16 protein-coding genes and 1 pseudogene are annotated in these 16,370 nt (G+C 71.6%); 6 read left to right on the top strand and 11 right to left on the bottom strand.

The window, feature by feature from the left end; all coding sequences use genetic code 11:
• The 3 genes and pseudogenes from HKK74_RS28910 to HKK74_RS28900 all read right to left on the bottom strand — a co-directional run.
• Positions 1-615: pseudogene (locus HKK74_RS28910) on the bottom strand (metal-dependent phosphohydrolase); the annotation flags it as partial.
• A 482-nt stretch (positions 616-1,097) separates the two neighbouring features.
• Positions 1,098-1,370 (bottom strand): mycothiol system anti-sigma-R factor, encoded by a 273-nt coding sequence (gene rsrA, locus HKK74_RS28905; protein WP_187246527.1) that lies wholly within the window; start codon positions 1,368-1,370, stop codon positions 1,098-1,100.
• Positions 1,367-2,098: a sigma-70 family RNA polymerase sigma factor gene (locus HKK74_RS28900; RefSeq protein ID WP_222722844.1), complete on the bottom strand. Its 732-nt coding sequence runs from the start codon at positions 2,096-2,098 to the stop codon at positions 1,367-1,369. Before HKK74_RS28900 ends, rsrA begins: the two co-directional genes overlap by 4 nt.
• 272 nt (positions 2,099-2,370) lie before the next feature.
• On the opposite strand from HKK74_RS28900, the gene HKK74_RS28895 reads away from it, so the two are divergent.
• Complete coding sequence (locus HKK74_RS28895; RefSeq protein WP_187246526.1) at positions 2,371-3,123, top strand: class I SAM-dependent methyltransferase; 753 nt, start codon at positions 2,371-2,373, stop codon at positions 3,121-3,123.
• A gap of 30 nt (positions 3,124-3,153) precedes the next feature.
• Here the strand turns inward: HKK74_RS28895 and HKK74_RS28890 are convergent, their stop codons facing one another.
• Together HKK74_RS28890 and HKK74_RS28885 are read right to left on the bottom strand one after the other, a co-directional pair.
• Positions 3,154-3,513 (bottom strand): TraR/DksA family transcriptional regulator, encoded by a 360-nt coding sequence (locus HKK74_RS28890; RefSeq protein ID WP_312881883.1) that lies wholly within the window; start codon positions 3,511-3,513, stop codon positions 3,154-3,156.
• A 51-nt stretch (positions 3,514-3,564) separates the two neighbouring features.
• A complete protein-coding gene (locus HKK74_RS28885) occupies positions 3,565-4,338 on the bottom strand; it encodes an SOS response-associated peptidase (protein ID WP_187246525.1) in 774 nt (257 codons plus the stop codon).
• 64 nt (positions 4,339-4,402) lie between these two features.
• On the opposite strand from HKK74_RS28885, the gene HKK74_RS28880 reads away from it, so the two are divergent.
• Positions 4,403-4,912: a DoxX family protein gene (locus tag HKK74_RS28880; protein WP_187246524.1), complete on the top strand. Its 510-nt coding sequence runs from the start codon at positions 4,403-4,405 to the stop codon at positions 4,910-4,912.
• A 20-nt stretch (positions 4,913-4,932) separates the two neighbouring features.
• Here HKK74_RS28880 and cydC read toward each other — a convergent pair whose 3' ends face one another.
• Positions 4,933-6,645 (bottom strand): thiol reductant ABC exporter subunit CydC, encoded by a 1,713-nt coding sequence (cydC, locus tag HKK74_RS28875; RefSeq protein ID WP_187246523.1) that lies wholly within the window; start codon positions 6,643-6,645, stop codon positions 4,933-4,935.
• On the bottom strand, positions 6,642-8,396 hold the full coding sequence (locus HKK74_RS41605) for an ATP-binding cassette domain-containing protein (protein ID WP_187246522.1): 1,755 nt from the start codon (positions 8,394-8,396) through the stop codon (positions 6,642-6,644). Before HKK74_RS41605 ends, cydC begins: the two co-directional genes overlap by 4 nt.
• Positions 8,397-8,605: 209 nt before the next feature.
• On the opposite strand from HKK74_RS41605, the gene aroA reads away from it, so the two are divergent.
• Together aroA and rsgA are read left to right on the top strand one after the other, a co-directional pair.
• The gene (aroA, locus tag HKK74_RS28865; protein WP_187246521.1) at positions 8,606-9,865 is read left to right on the top strand and encodes a 3-phosphoshikimate 1-carboxyvinyltransferase; all 1,260 of its coding nucleotides are present in this window, start codon (positions 8,606-8,608) and stop codon (positions 9,863-9,865) included.
• Complete coding sequence (gene rsgA / locus HKK74_RS28860) at positions 9,862-10,854, top strand: ribosome small subunit-dependent GTPase A (RefSeq protein WP_187246520.1); 993 nt, start codon at positions 9,862-9,864, stop codon at positions 10,852-10,854. Before aroA ends, rsgA begins: the two co-directional genes overlap by 4 nt.
• Positions 10,855-10,901: 47 nt before the next feature.
• Here rsgA and HKK74_RS28855 read toward each other — a convergent pair whose 3' ends face one another.
• The 3 genes from HKK74_RS28855 to HKK74_RS28845 are packed head-to-tail and all read right to left on the bottom strand — an operon-like array spanning position 10,902 to position 13,024.
• Positions 10,902-11,825 carry a hypothetical protein gene (locus HKK74_RS28855; RefSeq protein WP_187246519.1) on the bottom strand — a complete coding sequence of 308 codons (924 nt, stop codon included), beginning with the start codon at positions 11,823-11,825 and terminating at the stop codon, positions 10,902-10,904.
• Complete coding sequence (locus HKK74_RS28850) at positions 11,818-12,273, bottom strand: DUF4442 domain-containing protein (protein ID WP_187246518.1); 456 nt, start codon at positions 12,271-12,273, stop codon at positions 11,818-11,820. Before HKK74_RS28850 ends, HKK74_RS28855 begins: the two co-directional genes overlap by 8 nt.
• A gap of 34 nt (positions 12,274-12,307) precedes the next feature.
• On the bottom strand, positions 12,308-13,024 hold the full coding sequence (locus HKK74_RS28845) for an HAD family hydrolase (protein WP_187246538.1): 717 nt from the start codon (positions 13,022-13,024) through the stop codon (positions 12,308-12,310).
• A gap of 58 nt (positions 13,025-13,082) precedes the next feature.
• On the opposite strand from HKK74_RS28845, the gene hisN reads away from it, so the two are divergent.
• Both hisN and HKK74_RS28835 read left to right on the top strand, forming a co-directional pair.
• Positions 13,083-13,886 (top strand): histidinol-phosphatase, encoded by an 804-nt coding sequence (gene hisN, locus HKK74_RS28840; RefSeq protein WP_187246517.1) that lies wholly within the window; start codon positions 13,083-13,085, stop codon positions 13,884-13,886.
• 112 nt (positions 13,887-13,998) lie between these two features.
• Complete coding sequence (locus HKK74_RS28835; RefSeq protein WP_187246516.1) at positions 13,999-14,190, top strand: tail-anchor membrane protein; 192 nt, start codon at positions 13,999-14,001, stop codon at positions 14,188-14,190.
• A gap of 38 nt (positions 14,191-14,228) precedes the next feature.
• Here the strand turns inward: HKK74_RS28835 and HKK74_RS28830 are convergent, their stop codons facing one another.
• Positions 14,229-16,175, bottom strand: coding sequence for an APC family permease (locus tag HKK74_RS28830; protein WP_187246515.1), 1,947 nt, complete (start codon positions 16,173-16,175; stop codon positions 14,229-14,231).
• Positions 16,176-16,370 lie beyond the last annotated feature (195 nt).

The raw sequence follows: 16,370 nt of genomic DNA, 5'->3' as shown, positions 1-16,370 counted from the left end.
GATGAACGCCAGCACCGCGAGGTAGGGCACCCGCCAGAGCCCCGCGACGAGCAGGCCGAGCATGCCGTAGCCGAGGTAGCCCGCGGACAGCTGCGCGATCGGCTCCCAGCGGAAGTCACGGACCGACACCTGGCGGCTGAGCAGGAGGATGCCGCAGATGAGCGCCAGGTTCACGGCGACGTACGTCACGACGGCGGCGACGAAGGGAGCGATGATGCTCGGAAAGTACTCGGCCTCCGGTTCGCCGGCCCGCCCGCCGAACGCCAGGTAGACCTGCCCTGCGGCATAACCGCACAAGGCGAACTGGGCGCCGTTGAAGAGCCGTTTGACCGGGGCGAACCGCAACTGGCCGGTGGCGATCGCCGACAGGCACACCAGTGCCGCGCCCCCGGGACCGAGCAGCACGACCGACGCCAGTCCCACCGTGAAGCCGAGCGAGACGCGGGCGCGCTCGATGTTGAGCACGGCGGGTACGGAGTCGCACAGAATGAAGAGCAACGCCAGCACGGCCAATGTCGGCCACCGGCCCTCGAAGGACGATGTGCCCACGAGGACCGCCGCGAGCGCGGCGACCCCGCAGACGTACGCCCAGGCAGCGAGGGGTAGTCCACGCATTGCCGCCCCCTCCGGAGGTCGACGATGAGCGGGCCGCCGCCGGGGTCTAGTCGACTAGACCCAGGACACGCCCTTGGTCACGGTCAGCAACACTACGGTCATGACGGTGGCTAACGCGAGCGCCATCACCACACGGTCGAGCATTTCCTGTCTCCTCCAGCCCGATGGGTCGGGCCGTCCAGGCCCGCTGTGACGAACCGGGACGGCGGCGGTGAGCGGGCCCTCTCACGAGGTCCTCACCCAGGCCTTCCGCTTCCCGCCGCCGGATTCATTTCCGCACCAAGCCTAGCCCTCGAACCATCGGCCACACGGGTAAGCGGGGAATCGTGAGCAAAGTGTGAATATATCTTCACTCTGAGCGATCAGACCCTGATGGCGCCGGCCGGGTGTTTCGGCTCACCGGGGCGCGACGGCTCGGCGACTCCGTCGCGACCGCCTCGCAACCCTTCGCCACCGCCGCGAAAGCGCCGCGCGGCCGCGGGTCACTCCGCCTCGGCGATCTCCGCTCGCACCTGCTGAATACGGCCGAGGACCTTGTCCCTCAGATCGGCCGGTACGGGATCGCATCCGCACGACTTGCCGACGAGCTTCTTGACCACCTCTTCGAGGCCGTACTCGCGCAGGCAGGGGCTGCACTCGTCGAGGTGCTGCCGGACGTCCTCGCAGCCGCCTTGGCCGAGTTCGCCGTCGAGATAGGCGTAGACCTGGGCGAGCACTTCGTCACACGGCGTCTCGTGAGGGTTTCCGCAGCTCATGCCGAATCCTCCCTGTTCGCGCCGGTGCGGGTCAGCCCGCGGTCACGGGCGTAGTCCTCCAGCATGGTCCGGAGCTGCCGGCGGCCGCGGTGCAGCCGGGACATCACGGTACCGATCGGAGTGCCCATGATGTCGGCGATCTCCTTGTAGGCGAAACCCTCGACATCGGCCAGGTACACCGCGATCCGGAACTCCTCCGGCAGGTCCTGCAGCGCCCGCTTCACGTCCGAGTCCGGCAGATGCTCCAGTGCCTCGGCCTCGGCCGACTTCAGCCCGCTCGAGGTGTGCGACTCGGCCCGCGCAAGCTGCCAGTCCTCAACCTCCTCGGCCGCCGACCGCTTGGGTTCGCGCTGCTTCTTGCGGTAGGAGTTGATGAAGGTGTTGGTCAGGATCCGATACAGCCACGCCTTGAGATTCGTGCCCTCCCTGAACTGGTGAAAGGACCCGAACGCCTTCGCGAAGGTCTCCTGGACGAGATCCTCCGCGTCGGCCGGATTCCGCGTCATCCGAAGCGCCGCCGAGTACAACTGGTCCAGGAACGGGAGCACGTCGCGCTGGAAGCGTTCGCCGCGCTGCTCTACGGTCTCCGTCCTGCCAGGGACCTGACCCACCCCCTCGATGACTTCGGCGCCGCTTGGGCGTACGCCTTCCGGCCTCGACGATATCGGGCCGCGCCGGCGGATCACGACAGCGCCCCCCGCCTCCCTGACGTCCTGGACTACGGGCATCGGTCGCACCTACTCGTCTCTCTTGCCCCGCACGGGCCCTGTGACCCCATCCGGGCCCGCCTTCACTTCGATGTCGCAGACGGTTACAGCGCAGTGCAACGCCGATGGCCCCCGTACGATTCCCTACCCGGAACAGAAAGGACCCGGGCGAGTCCAGGTCAGCCCATCCCAACCTGTACGGAGGGTGATCTGAGAGGCCTAATAGGGAAAGACGTTCCTTACACGGCGAGACACGGGAGCCATCGTTGGTGCCGCTGCCGGCAAGACCCCCCATGCCCACGGTCGTCGGCGCTCACCATGACCCTGATGACGCCGACTCCCTGGCGACGTACTGGACCTTCTACTGGGCGGTCGCCGACGCCCAGCTGACCCGCTGGCTGCCGCGCCGCCCGGCCCGCGTCCTCGACGTCTCGGGCCCGCGCGCCCGGTGCGCGCAGCAGGCGGCCGCCGCCGGCCACAGGGTGATCGAGGTGCTCGACGCCCATGGCCCGGCCGAGCCCGACGAGGTCGCCCGCGGCCGGCATCGGGTCGTCGCCGAGGCGCGCACGCTCCGCTTCCTCACCGACGGCTCCGTCGACGCCGTGATCGCCGAGAACCGGATGCTCTCCCGGCACCTGGTCACCGAGTCGACGGTCGGTGAGATCGCCAGGGTGCTCACGCCCGGCGGCCGCCTGCTGCTGTCGGTCGACTCCCTGATGCTCGGCCTGGCGATCCTCGCCGAGCAGAACCACTGGGCGCAGTTGTCCGACGTCCCGAGCGCCGAGGTGGTGCTCGTCCCGTGGCCGGACGGCACCATAAGCCGGTGTTTCTGGGCCGACCAGCTGCGCGAACTCCTCACCGAAGCGGGGCTGGAGGTGGAGTGGATCAGGTCCCGGACCGTGCTGTCCCCCTCGACCGTCGATCATGTGCTGTCCGCGGATCCAAGGGCACTGTCCCGGCTCGTCCAGACCGAGCTCACCGCGACGCTCGGCGACGAGTCCGTCGGCATCCACCTCGTGGCCAGCGCCAGGAGGACCGGCGCGTAGTCGCCGCGCCTCGGTGGCGGAGATCCGGCGTCACCTTTGGGCGCGGTCGTATTTGGCCTGGCACGGCACGCAGCGGGCGGCGTCGGGGCGGGCCTCCAGCCGACCCTCCGGCACCGGCTTGGCGCAGTCGACGCACTCGCCGTAGGTCCCGGCGGCGATCCGCCGCAGTGCCGCCACCACGGTGGAGCGCTGGCGGTTCATGGCGTCGAGGGACGCCTCGGCCCGGTCGGCGTCGGAGAGGTTCGTGCCCGCGTCCGCCGGGTGCTGGTCGTACCTCGACGCCCCGGGATCGGGATGCTCACCTTTCAAGATCGCAATTGACCGGTCGAGATCGGTGAGCATCGCCTCGAGGCGTTTGCGAGCGGCCGCGGTGTCCACGGTGGTGCGCACTCCTCTCCGTCCCGCCCCTGGAGCGGGGCACGACGCTCAACGAGCATGCGGTTAAAACAACGTGCCCGAATATTCCCCGGAAATGTCTCCATCTGGCAATGGCTGCACCAGATGGGCACCGTTGTTTCTGACATCGTTGACGGCCTTCGACACCGGATAGGCCTCCATCGTCCCGCTCATCGCGGGCACGAGCAGGTCCCTGACCTGCTCGGTCCGGGTGGTGGCGGGGTCGAGCCAGGCGCCCCACCGATCGGCCGGCACGATCATGGGCATGCGGTCGTGAATGCGACCGAGATCGTCACTGGCCTCCGTTGTGATCACCGTGCAACTCCAGACCCATTCTCCGTCCGGCGATCGCCAGCGTTCGTACAAACCCGCCATCGCCATGATCCTTCCGTCCTTGGGACGGATGAAGAAAGGTTGCTTACTCGGTTTCGCCCCGGTGGTCTCCGAGGTGTACCACTCGAAGTAGCCGTCGGCGGGCAACAGGCAGCGCCGCTGGGCGAACGCCTTGCGAAAGGACGGCTTCTCGTGCACGGTCTCGACCCGCGCGTTGATCAGCCGGCTGCCGATGGAGAGGTCCTTGGCCCAGGAGGGCACCAGTCCCCATCGCACCGTGCGCAGCTGCCGCACCACCTCATCGTCACCGTCGCCGGACGCCTCCGGCTCGGGACGGGGCCGGCGCTCGATGATCGCGGGCACCGGTTTGGTGGGCGCCACGTTGTAGTCGGCCTCAAGGGCGTCCTCGCCGGTGGCGTCGAACGTGACCTGGAACTCGTCGAGCAACTCCTGGCGCTTGCGCGCTGTGGCATAGCGACCGCACATGATGCTTATCCTGCCGAATCCGGCGAGCAAGCGTGACCCGCGAACAGGTGGGCATGAAGCGTGCATGCGACTCATCAGAAGCCTGGCCAGACCTCTTGTCGCGCTGCCGTTCGTGGTCACCGGTCTGGAGACCCTTCGTGACCCCCAGCCGCGTGCCCAGCAGGTCGCGCCGAAGGTGAAGACCATCGCCGACCGCGTCGACTGGCTCCCGACCAATGACCCGGTGACGCTCGTACGGCTCGAAGGCGCCCTCAGCCTGGGCACTGGAGCACTGCTCACGCTCGGCAAGTTCAAGCGTCTCACCAGCCTGCTGCTCACGGCCCAGATGGTGCCGACCCTGCTCACCGAGCACCGCTACTGGACCGAGGACGATCCGGAGCGCAGGGCGAGCGAGCGATCGCACCTGCTCAAGAACCTCAGCCTGTTCGGCGCACTGGTGATGATGACCACCGAGCCCCGCCGCCGCTCCGCGCTCGCCCGCCGGGCCCGCGACGCCCGGGTCAAGGCCGGTGTCGAGACCAGGCACCTGCGCAGGCACACGGCCAACGAGGCCAAGCGGCTCGCCAAGCGCTAGACGGGCGGCTCATCGAGCGATCACCGCGACGGCTGATCGTCCAGGGCGATGACCTCGTCCATCCCGCACAGCACCGCGTCGGCGCCAGGCGTGGGCCGCCGGCGCATCATCAGCAAGACCGTCCGGCCCGCCGACGCGGCGAACACGTCGGCGAGCACGGCGTGCCCCGGCTCGTCGGCGAGCTCCGGCTCGTCCACGATCAGCACCGGGAAGTCGGCCAGCAGAGCCCGCGCCACCGCTATGCGCAGGCGCTCGCCGTCCGGCACCGGCACGCCCCGCCCTCCCTGTGAGGTGGGCTCCGCGAATGAGGTGGGCTCCGCGAGTGAGGTCGGCTCTCCCAGGGGGGTCGCGAGGCCGTCCGGGAGCGCCGCCGCCCACGGGCCGAGCCCGGCGCGCTCCACGGCGTGTGCCACCTCGGCATCGGTCGCTCCGGGGCGGGCCACCCGGATGTTCTCGGCGACGGTCGCGGTGAAGACATGCGCGTCGCGGGCGCACAGGCCGACGATCCGGCGGACGTCGGTACCGCAGAGGTCGCGCAGCTCGACACCGTTCAGCGTCACCGAGCCCTCGTAGTCGCAGAGCCGCAGCAGCACCGCCACCAGAGCGGACCGACCGGCGCCGCCGTGGCCGGTCAGCGCCACCCTGCGGCCGGGTGGCAGCTCAAGGTCCAGCCCACTGACGGGAGCACCGGCATCACCCGTCCCGCCGGCCCGCAACGCCCGTACGCACAGCCCGTATCCGCCATGGCGGGGCAGAGGCAGCGGAAGCGGCTCGGCCGGCTCGGTCACCGACCCCGGCGCGTCGAGGACCGCCCTGATCAGAGCCGCCTCACGGCGGGAGCGCAGATGGTGCCCTATCGCCGCCGAAAGCACGGTGACGGCCTCGACTGCGGCCAACGGGATCAGCACGGCGACCGCCAGCCCAGCCCTGTCGAGTCGCCCCTCACGCACCGCCGCCACCCCGAGCAGCAGCGCACAGAACAACGCCGCCCCGGTGGCCAGCGTGGTGACTCCGGCGGCCAGGCCCGCGCTCCACGCCGAGCGCCCTTCGGCCCTGGTGACCACCGCGTCGATCCGGCGCAGGCCATGGAGCCGTCTCGGTGCCGCGTCGCAGGCCAGGAGGTCCGGCAGGCCGCGCAGCGTCTCCACGGCCAGCCTGGACAGTTCCGTGCGCGCGGCGGCGGACCGGCGCCGCGCCCGTACGGCAGCACGGTGGGCCGCCCACGGCGCGCCGACGCCGCCGAGCATCAGGGCACCCAGCAGGGCCATCCCGGCGGGCGGCAGCAGCGACCATTCGACGACGACGGCGGCGCTCCCCGCCGCGCCGGCGGCCGCCATGGGCATCAGGCCGTGCCTTTCCCGGCCGACCACGCCGTCGGCGGCGCGCGCGAGCAGTCCCAGCAGCCGTCCGTACGGCCGGCCGTGCAGGCCGGACGGAGTGCGGGCGGACAGGCCCTCGTAGAGCCGCACCCTCGACCTCGCCAGCGTCCGCAGGGCCGCGTCGTGCGAGACGAGCCGCCCGGCGTGCCGCAGGGCGCAGCGGCCGAGGCCGAGGCCCAGCACGGCCACGATCGCACCGGCCAGATGGGCCGCGGGCGGCCGCCCCGCCGCGCGGGCGAGCAGCGATCCCGAGGCCGCGAGGAGCCCGACGGCGGCGCCGAGCGAGCCCGCGCCGAAGGCCACCGCGATCGCGGACCGCACCTCGGCGCCCCGGCCGGCCGATCGGATGGTCATGCCGGCACCGCCATGGTCACCGCTCCGGCCCCCGCCAGCGAGACGACATGGTCGGCCCGGCCGAGCAGCGCCTGCCGCCGGGTCACGATGAGCGCCGTACGGCCGGGCAGCAGGGCGCCGACGGCCTCCGCCAGTTCGATCTCGGTGAGCACGTCGAGGTCGGCCGTCGGTTCGTCGAGCAGGAGCAGCGGCGGGTCGAGCAGTGCGCAGCGCAGCACCGCGCGGGCCAGCGCGATGCGCCGCCGCCCGGCCGCAGGCAGGCCGGCTCCGCCCGGGCCCAGCCTCGCGTCCAGGTGGATGGAAGAGCCCACTCCCGCCGCTGCCGCCGCCTCGGCGACCGCGTCGCCGTGGGCTCCGGGCGCGGCGATCGCGATGTTGTCCGCGACCGTTCCCGCGAAGAGCGCCGGCCTCTGCGGGACCCAGGCGATGCCGCTCCGCCAGCCGTCGCCGCCCTCCAGCCGCCGGTCGCCGACCATGATGCGGCCGGCGATGGGCGTCTCGAAGCCGAGCAGGGCCGCGATCAGACCGGACTTCCCCGTACCGGGCGGTCCGGTCAGCGCCGTGGTGGTCTCCGGCGCCAGCGTCATCGTCAGCGGGACCGCCTCCCGCCGCGACGCGGTGCCTGGAGCGACCACCACGTCCTCGACCCGGATCGTCATCGACCGGACGTCCGCCGGATCACCGCCGTCCCGCCGTCGTGACCTCGCGGACGCCCGCTCCGCCGGGCGGGCCGGGGTCTCGAGGAAGTCGAGGATGCCGCCGGCCGCGGCCAGGCTCTCCCTGCCCGCACGCACATGCCCGGCGAGCCCGTACAGCGGGAGGCCGCCCTCGACTGCGAGGAACAGCAGGAAGAGAGCCGACTCCGGGCTCAGTGCCCCCGACGCCACGCGGAGGCCGGCCGTCGTCACGACGAGTGCCACGGACAACGTGGCCACCGCCTCCAGCACCAGTTCCGAGCGGAACGCGGGGCGGGCGGCGCCGTTCGCCGCCAGCCGGTACTGCTCGGTCGCCCTGGCGATGTTCCAGCCCTGTGCCCGGGCCCGGCCGAACACCGTGAGCGTCGGGAGTCCCGCGACCATGTCGGTGAAATGACCCGCGAGCCCGTCCGCCGTCCGCCGCCGCTGTGCCGCGCGGTCCGCCGCCCGCCCGCCGGCGAACCGGCCGGGCCGCAGCAGCAGCAGGGCCGGCAGGACGAGCACCGCCGCCGCGGCGAGCGCGGCACCGGCCGTGGGCGGATCCGCCACGGCCATGGCGGCCAGCGCCACCGAGGGCACCACCACCGCCGCGGCGAGCCGCGGCAGGCACCGGGTGAAGTACGGCGTGAGAGAGTCCGCCCGGGCGAGGAGGGCGGCCGGCTCACCTGCAGGTGGGCTCGGGCCGTTCCGGACGGCCTGCGCGAGCAACCGGCCGCGCAGCCGCGACGCGACCCCGGCGGAGGTCCGGCGCAGCGCCGACTCCCCGGCCCAGGCCAGCACCGCCCGTCCGGCCACCACCGCGGCGAGCCCGGCCGGCACGGTCAGGGACGACAGCGCGTGGGCGAGCAGCGCCGCCTGCGCGATCACGCAGGCGGCCGTGGCGGACGCGAGCGCGACGCAGACCACGAGGCAGCGCGTGACGGCCGGCGCACGCCGGGACGACCGGGCGTCGAGGACAGTGGCGGCCCCGCCTCTGATCCGGGCCGTGATCGAGCACCTCGGGCGCGCGGCCGGCACCCCGTCCACGATCGCCTCGTCCACGGTCGCCTCCCCCACGGTCGCCTCCCCCGAGTTGACGACGGTTCCAGAGCCCCGCGGACGCGGCTGGAACCGTCAGGTGGACCGCGTCGAACCTAGACCCGCGCCCGCCCTCGCAGCGGCGCGATCTTCCGGGACATTCCACAAGGCTGGCGATGCCCTTGCCGAGCCGTTGCCCACCGGCGCATCGAGATCGCGTCCTGACGCGAACCGGTAACCTCACGTACATGCCTGATTGGACCGCGCCCTCGGCCGACGGCCCGGTGGCCGCGACGCTCGCGCTGCCGGGTTCGAAGTCGATGACCAACCGCGCGCTGATCCTGGCGGCGCTGGCGTCCGCGCCCACGGTCGTCCGGCGCCCTCTGCGCAGCCGCGACACGTTGCTCATGGCGGGCGCGCTGCGCGCCCTCGGCGTCGGCATCACCGGCGAGACGGACTGGACCGTCACCCCCGCCGAGCTGCGCGGGCCGGCCCGGATCGACGCCGGGCTCGCGGGCACCGTCATGCGGTTCGTGCCACCGGTCGCCGCGCTGGCCGACGGCGAGGTGATCGTCGACGGCGACCCGCGGGCACGGGATCGCCCCATGGGGCCCCTGATCACGGCGCTGCGAGCACTCGGAGCCGAGATCGACGACGCCGGCCGGAGCTCACTGCCCTTCACCGTCCGCGGGCGTGGGCGCGTCGCCGGCGGCACGGTGACGATCGACGCATCGAGCTCGTCACAGCTGGTCTCCGGGCTGCTGCTGGCCGCGCCCCGGTTCGACAAGGGCGCCGAGGTGCGCCACGAGGGTCCGCCCGTCCCGTCCGCACCGCACCTGGAGATGACGGTACGGATGCTGCGCTCCGCCGGCGTGCCGGCCGAGGCCGGCGAGAACGTGTGGCGGGTCGGCCCGGGGACGGTCGACGGCGGCGAATGCCCTATCGAGCCCGACCTGTCCAACGCCGCACAGTTCCTCGGCGCCGCCCTGGTGACCGGCGGCCGGGTGACGGTGCGGGACTGGCCGGCCGAGACGGCCCAGCCCGGCGACGCGCTGCGCGGGCTGCTGGAGCGCATGGGCGCGACGGTGTCGTACGACGCGGACGGGCTGACGGTGCGCGGCGGCGGGACCGTCGAGGGCATCGAGGCCGATCTGCGCGACGTCGGAGAGCTCACCCCCGTGATGACGGCCCTGGCCGCGCTGGCCGGATCTCCCTCCCGGTTCACCGGCATCGCGCACCTGCGCGGGCACGAGACCGACCGGCTGGCCGCGCTGGTCGCCGAGATCAACGGACTCGGCGGCGACGTCCGCGAGCTCGCCGACGGGTTGGAGATCCGCCCGCGCCCACTGCACGGCGGGATGTTCCACACCTATGACGACCACCGGATGGTGATGGCGGCGGCGCTGCTCGGCCTCGCGGTTCCGGGCGTCGAGGTCGAGAACGTGGGCACCGTGGCCAAGACCCTTCCCGAGTTCACCGCGCTGTGGACCCGAATGCTGGAGGGGTGACGCTGGCACGCCGCCTGGACGACTTCGACGAGGACGACGTACGGGTCAGGCCCGGCCGCCGTGGCACCCGCCCGCGCACGCGGCGCAGGCCCGCGCACGAGGAGGCCGTCACCGGGCTGGTGCTCGGCGTCGACCGCGGGCGCTACCGCTGCCTGGTCGGCGACACGAGGGTGACCGCCATGCGCGCGCGGGAGCTCGGCCGTAAGAGCGTGGTGGTCGGCGACCGGGTGTCGGTGGTCGGCGACATCTCCGGCGAGCCCGACGCGCTGGCCCGCATCGTGCGGGTCGGGCCCCGTTCGTCGGCGTTGCGCCGGACGGCCGACGACACCGATCCCTTCGAGCGCATCATCGTCGCCAACGCCGACCAACTGGTCATCGTCACGGCGCTCGCCGACCCCGAGCCCCGGCCGCGGATGATCGACCGTTGCCTGGTGGCGTCCTACGACGCGGGGATGGACCCTCTGCTGTGCCTCACCAAGGCCGACCTGTCCCCGCCGGACGACCTCGTGGCCGCCTACGCTCCGCTCGGCGTGCCGTACGTGGTGACGAGTCGCGACGGGCCGATCGACGAGCTGCGCGGGCGGCTGTCCGGCCGCATGAGCGTGCTCGTCGGTCACTCCGGCGTGGGCAAGTCGACGCTCGTCAACGCGCTGGTGCCCGAGGCGCTCCGAGCGGTCAGCCATGTCAACCCGGTCACCGGCCGGGGGCGCCACACCTCGTCGTCGGCGATCGCGCTGGAGCTGCCCGACGGTGGGTGGATCATCGATACCCCAGGCGTACGGAGCTTCGGGCTGGCCCATGTGGCCCCGTCGAGCCTGCTCGGCGCCTTTCCCGATCTGGCCGAGGGTGCCGCCGAATGCCCTCGGGCGTGCACGCACCTGCAGGCCGACTGCGCCCTCGACGCGTGGGTCGCCGCGGGGCACGCCGACGAGGCCCGTCTCGACTCGCTCCGCCGGCTCTTGGAGAGCCGTGAAGGGGAGTCCGAGTAGAGCCGGTGAGCCGGTCGCTCAGCGGGCACCTCGCCGGCCCGGCTTGATCACGAGGGCGTACTCGGGCTCAGCTCGTCGATGAGGGCCATGGCACGGGCCTCGGCCTCGTCGAGAACCTTGACGTGGGAGGGAGCGAGCTTCTCGACACAGCGGGTCATCTCCGCCGTGACCTCGCTGAACGCCGTCTCCTCAGCGGCCCGCAGCGCGGCCCGCACGGTCGCCGTACGAGCGCCCAGCGCCGACCACTCCAGCTCCAGCCGGGCGACCGTTCCCTCGGAGGCGGCCGCAAGGTCGAGAGACTCGGCCCGCAGCTCGGCGGTGATCTCGCCCCGGCCGGCCTGCCGCACCCTGCTGGAGAGCGTGGAGACACGGCTCGCCAGGTTCAGCCCCTCGTGGGCCAGCGGCAGCACGTCGTGGATCAGGTCGGTGACCGCGGTGGCGAGCTGCTCGACCTGGGTGAGCAGCGTCTGGTTCACCGTCTCGAGGGCTCCGGCCATGTGCACGGTGACCTCTTCGGCGACGGCACGCTGCTGGCCGGTCAGCGAGGGGACCACCTCGCTGTCGAGCCGCTCCCGCAGCACCCTGCCGAGATCGCCGTCGTCGGCGCCGCGCTCGCCCCAGGCCGCCCAGATCCGCTCGATGCGCTGCTGCCCGGAGGCGGAGATCTCGCCGGAGACCTCCTCGAGCGCCTCGGTGGATCTGGCCCTGAGCCGCTCGACCCGCCCGTACAGCGCCTCGCGCTTGAACGGCTCGTTCAACTCGGACAGCAGGGCCTGCAGCCGCCGCGACACGTCGATGGCGTGCTCGGCGAGCGGTACGAGGCGGTCGGCGAGCTCGTCGAGCGTGGTGGCGCGACGCGGGTCGGTCAGCTCGGCCACCCAGGCGGGAAGGTCGTGGGCCATGCGGGCCATGCTCCCACCTGGGGAGGGCTCGGCGCCGCCGTAACACCCGGAGCCGGCGGGATCAGGCATGAGGACGCAGTGTCCAGCGGACGGTCATCTCGGCGACGATCGCACCGTCATCGCGCCGCATCGTCACGGCCACGTCGAACTCCGGCCGCCCTCCCTCGGCGAGCTCGGCGCGCACCTCCGCCGCTGGGCGGCTCAGCAGCGCCTCGGCGGTGATCTCGCCGCGAGCGAGTTTCAGGTAGCGGATCTCCGCGCCGACGGCCAGCGGGGTCGCGACCGCGAGCTGTTCCATGAACGCGCCGATCACCACTGCGCCCGAGGCCGTCTCGGCCAGCGAGAACAGCACTCCGGCGTGCGGGCCGCCGACGTGGTTGTGCAGTTCAGCGCGATCCGGCTGGCGCAGCAGGGCGCGCCCCTCCTCGTGCTCGAGGAACTCCGGGGCGATGAGTCGGACGAACGGCACCAGCCCGGTGAGCGAGTCGCGTACCGTCGCTAGATCAACAGTGGCCATACCGCATGCTACTGGCAAGTAGGGAAGTCGCGCCTCACCTGACGGGGCGATGCCCGGGACCCGCGACCGGCAGGCGCAGGCCCAGCTCGTCGAGGCGGTCGAGCATGTCGGCGGGATCGCGGTAGACGCGGAACGCGCCGGCGCGTTCGAGTTCGTCCCGGCCGTAGCCGCCGGACAGCATGCCGATGCCGAGCGACCCGGCCCGCCGCGCGGCCAGCAGGTCCCACACGCTGTCACCCACCACCATCGCGTCACGCGGGTCGACGTCCATCAGCACCGCGGCGGCGACGAAGAGATCCGGGTCCGGCTTGGCCCTGCGCACCTGGTCGCGCGTCACCATCGGGGTGTCGGCGGGCAGGCCGAGCAGTCCGAGCGCCGATCGCGCCGTCTCGGCCCGGCCGCTGGTCGCGATGGCCCAGGACACTCCGGCCTCGCTCAGCACGGTGAGCAACTCCGCCGCGCCGGGCAGTGGCCGGACCTGGTCGAGTTGGGTGAGGTAGGCCTCGGCGTGGGCCTTCTGCAGGGCCTCGATCTCGTCGGGGCTGAGCGACACCCCGGTCTCGCGCAACAAGGCCGCGACGAACAGCCCGCCGCTCATGCCGATCCGCCGGTGGATCCGCCACACCGCGAGATCTATCCCCATGCCGGAGAGCGCCGACCGCCACGCGATCACATGCTGATAGACGCTGTCGATCAGCGTTCCATCGAGATCGAAAAGGAGAGCGGGCCGGGGCGGTTCCGGATAGGTCAACGCCTTCACCCGAGTAAGTCTGTCAGCACATGCCGTGATCGCGGTAGCGTTGCACGTCGTGGCTGGCTATTCCGATGACCTGCGTCTCGCCCATGTGCTGGCGGACGCGGCCGACGACATCACTACGCGGCGGTTCCGGGCGCTCGACCTTCACATCGAGACCAAACCGGACCTGACCCCGGTGAGTGATGCCGACCGCGCGGTCGAGGACCAGATCCGCGGCACCCTCAAGCGCGCCCGCCCGCGCGACGCGGTGATCGGCGAAGAGTACGGCAAGACCGGCTACGGGCCGCGGTGCTGGGTGATCGACCCGATCGACGCCACCAAGAACTTCGTCCGCGGCGTGCCGGTGTGGGCGACGTTGATCGCGCTCATGGAGGGCGACGAGGTCGTCGTCGGCCTGGTGTCGGCCCCCTCCCTCAGCCGCCGCTGGTGGGCGGCCCGCGACGGCGGCGCCTGGACCGGCCGGAGCCTGGCGAAGGCGAGCCGCCTGCAGGTCTCCTCGGTGACGCGGCTGTCCGATGCCTCGTTGTCGTTCTCGAGCCTGAGCGGCTGGGAGGAACAGGGCCGGCTGGAGAACTTCATGGATCTCACCAGGTCGGTCTGGCGCACCCGGGCCTTCGGCGACTTCTGGTCGCACATGATGGTGGCCGAGGGCGCCGTCGACATCTCCACCGAACCCGAGGTCAGCCTCTGGGACCTCGCCGCGCTGCAGGTCATCGTCGAGGAGGCCGGTGGGATCTTCACTGATCTCTCCGGTGTGCCGGGGCCCGACGGAGGAAGCGTCGTGTGCACCAACGGCCATCTGCACAGCGAGGTGCTGCGCACGCTGGGCGACGGGCGGCTCACGCATCGCGTTTAGGGCTGGCGCTTCCCGTCACGAGATATATCGTGGAATCTCCGCTCCACCGGAACCGCACCGGCCGAGCGGCCGTTTTCCTGGTAATGGCAATAGCGGCCGGAGGTGTTCGGGAATGTCGACACGAACGAAGTTCGTCATCGGAGGGGTCGCGGTCGGGCTGCTGACCCTGTGGATCCTGCCCTGGTGGTTCTCGGCTCTGATCATCCTGGGTGTGATCGGCACACCCGTCGTGGCGTACCTGATGCTCGACCCCTCCCAGCGCCGGCGGGTCCGCGCCCAGGGCCGCAAGCGCATCGGGTCATAGGTCGATCGGTCGCGGGCCGGCCGTCCTCGCTCGTCGCCTCACCCGACGTGGATCTGCGGGCGCCGGCTGATGTCCGGCTCGGCCTCCCGCACCACCTCACGGGTGAGCGGCGCCACGTCTCCCCCGCCGAAGAGCAGGTAGCGGATCATGGCCATGATCGGGTTGCCCTCCGCCCAGTGGAAGTAGACGTGCGGTTTCTTGCCCGTCATGTCACGGATCCGCAGCAAGAGCGCGGCTATCGCGTTGGGAACGGTGGAACTCTCCACCTGGAGCACGCGATGGCCGTGCCGTTCCACGCCGGTCACCCGCAGGTCCGAGGCGAACTCCGAAGCGTCGGGCACGGTGACCTCCAGGAAGGCGACCGGCTCGTCGGGCGACAGGTGGTGGATCTCGCGGGTCTCCCGATCCTTCTTCTCGTACTCCTTGCGGTCCCGGTTGTCCGGCTCGTTGGCGACCAGACGGATCTCGCCCGAGGCGGCGAGGTCGCGCAGGAATCGCTCGGCGCGTTCGTCGAACCGGATACCGGTCGCCCTCAACTCGGTCGACCGCGTGGCCCTTGAGATCAGTGACGTGACGATGATGGCGGTGATGAAGAAGAACGCGATCTTCACACCGTCCGGGCGTTCCACGACGTTGGCCACCGTGGTGTAGGCGAAGACGAGCGCGATCACCCCGAAGCCGATCGTGGCGCCGCGGCGGCGGCGCCGGCGCATCGACAGGGTGACCGCCACCGCGGCAGAGAGCATGATCGCCAGAACGCCGGTGGCGTAGGCGCTGCCCTGCGCCACGACGCTCGCCCGGAAGATGATCGTGATGGCGAACGCGACCGTCGTGAAGATGAGTACCAGCGGCCTGACCGCGCGGGTCCAGTTGGGCGCCATTCCGTACCGCGGCAGGTAGCGCGGGACGATGTTCAGCAGCCCCGCCATGGCCGACGCCCCGGCGAACCACAGGATGACGATGGTGCTGATGTCGTAGACCGTGCCGAAGCCGCTGCCGAGGTACTCGTGCGCCAGGTAGGCCAGGGCCCGGCCGTAGGCCTTGCCTCCCTCCTCGAACTCCCGCTCCGGGATGAGCACGATCGTCGTGAAGCTGCTGGTGATCAGGAACACGCTCATGATCAGCGCTGCGGTCGTCAGCATCCGGCGGGCGCCGCGGATCCGTCCGTACGGGTGCTCCGGGGTGTCGCCGGGGTCCCCGCGGATCTGCGGCATCACCGCGACGCCGGTCTCGAACCCGGACAGGCCGAGCGCCAGCTTGGGAAAGACCAGCAGCGCCACGGCCAGCATCATCAGGGGGCTCGAATACTGCATCGCCAGCAGGCGGCTCCAGTGCGCGACGAACTGCGGGTTCGAGATCACGTGCTGCAGGGCCGTGGCGACGACCACCACATTGAGCGTCAGGTAGATCCCGACCACCACCACCGCGATGGTGATCGCCTCACGGAGGCCGGCAAGGAACACCGCACCGAGCAGCGCGATCAGTATCAGGGTGACGATGACGTGCTCGCCGTGGAGCAGGCCCGGCGCGTACGGATTCTCCAGGAGGTGGGCGGTGGCGTCGGCGGCCGAGAGCGTGATGGTGATGACGAAGTCGGTGGCGGCGAAGCCGAGCAGCACCAGCACGAACAGCTTGCCCTTCCAGCGGGGCAGCAGCCGCTCCAGCATCGCGATCGAGCCCTCTCCGTTCGGGCTCTCCACGGCGACCCTCCGGTAGATCGGCAGCGCGCCGAACAGGGTCAGCGCCACCAGGACCAGGGTGGCGAGCGGCGCGACGGCACCGGCCGCCAGCGCCGCGATGCCGGGCTGGTAGCCGAGCGTGGAGAAGTAGTCCACACCGGTCAAGCACATCACCCGCCACCACGGGTACTGCCGTTCCGGAGTGGGGGCCGCGTGCGGGCCGGCGAGATCCTGCTGCCGCAGGTCGCCCAGCAGCCACCCGCGTAGCCCCCCTCGGACGGCCTCGCGCTCCCGGGTGGTCGTCACCCTCCGGGTCACCTCACTCCCCCAAGTTCGGCCTGCCCTGTCCCCATCATGCCCACTCGGAGACGCGCTGAGCTGCGCGATCCAACCGGCCTGAGGTCGTGGTCCGAACCTGCGCGAGCACTCTTTTTGATCACAAACCGGTCAGACACTTGCTAGCGAACCCGACTATTTCGTAAATTCTCCGCGAACAGGGCG

The organism is Actinomadura alba (assembly GCF_014323705.1).
In the GTDB taxonomy this organism is placed as follows: Bacteria; Actinomycetota; Actinomycetes; order Streptosporangiales; family Streptosporangiaceae; genus Actinomadura_C; species Actinomadura_C alba.
The sequence above is the reverse complement of the archived record's forward strand: the minus strand, read 5'-3'. Positions and strand labels throughout refer to the sequence as shown.

What these genes read in the sequence shown, in the direction of transcription:
- HKK74_RS28880 (WP_187246524.1), top strand. Translation starts at nt 4,403, where the DNA reads ATGCGACTCATCAGAAGCCTGGCCAGACCTCTTGTCGCGCTGCCGTTC.
- HKK74_RS28885 (WP_187246525.1), bottom strand. Translation starts at nt 4,338, where the DNA reads ATGTGCGGTCGCTATGCCACAGCGCGCAAGCGCCAGGAGTTGCTCGAC.
- cydC (WP_187246523.1), bottom strand. Translation starts at nt 6,645, where the DNA reads ATGACCATCCGATCGGCCGGCCGGGGCGCCGAGGTGCGGTCCGCGATC.
- rsrA (WP_187246527.1), bottom strand. Translation starts at nt 1,370, where the DNA reads ATGAGCTGCGGAAACCCTCACGAGACGCCGTGTGACGAAGTGCTCGCC.
- HKK74_RS28900 (WP_222722844.1), bottom strand. Translation starts at nt 2,098, where the DNA reads ATGCCCGTAGTCCAGGACGTCAGGGAGGCGGGGGGCGCTGTCGTGATC.
- HKK74_RS28850 (WP_187246518.1), bottom strand. Translation starts at nt 12,273, where the DNA reads ATGGCCACTGTTGATCTAGCGACGGTACGCGACTCGCTCACCGGGCTG.
- HKK74_RS28835 (WP_187246516.1), top strand. Translation starts at nt 13,999, where the DNA reads ATGTCGACACGAACGAAGTTCGTCATCGGAGGGGTCGCGGTCGGGCTG.
- aroA (WP_187246521.1), top strand. Translation starts at nt 8,606, where the DNA reads ATGCCTGATTGGACCGCGCCCTCGGCCGACGGCCCGGTGGCCGCGACG.
- HKK74_RS28895 (WP_187246526.1), top strand. Translation starts at nt 2,371, where the DNA reads ATGCCCACGGTCGTCGGCGCTCACCATGACCCTGATGACGCCGACTCC.
- HKK74_RS28855 (WP_187246519.1), bottom strand. Translation starts at nt 11,825, where the DNA reads ATGCCTGATCCCGCCGGCTCCGGGTGTTACGGCGGCGCCGAGCCCTCC.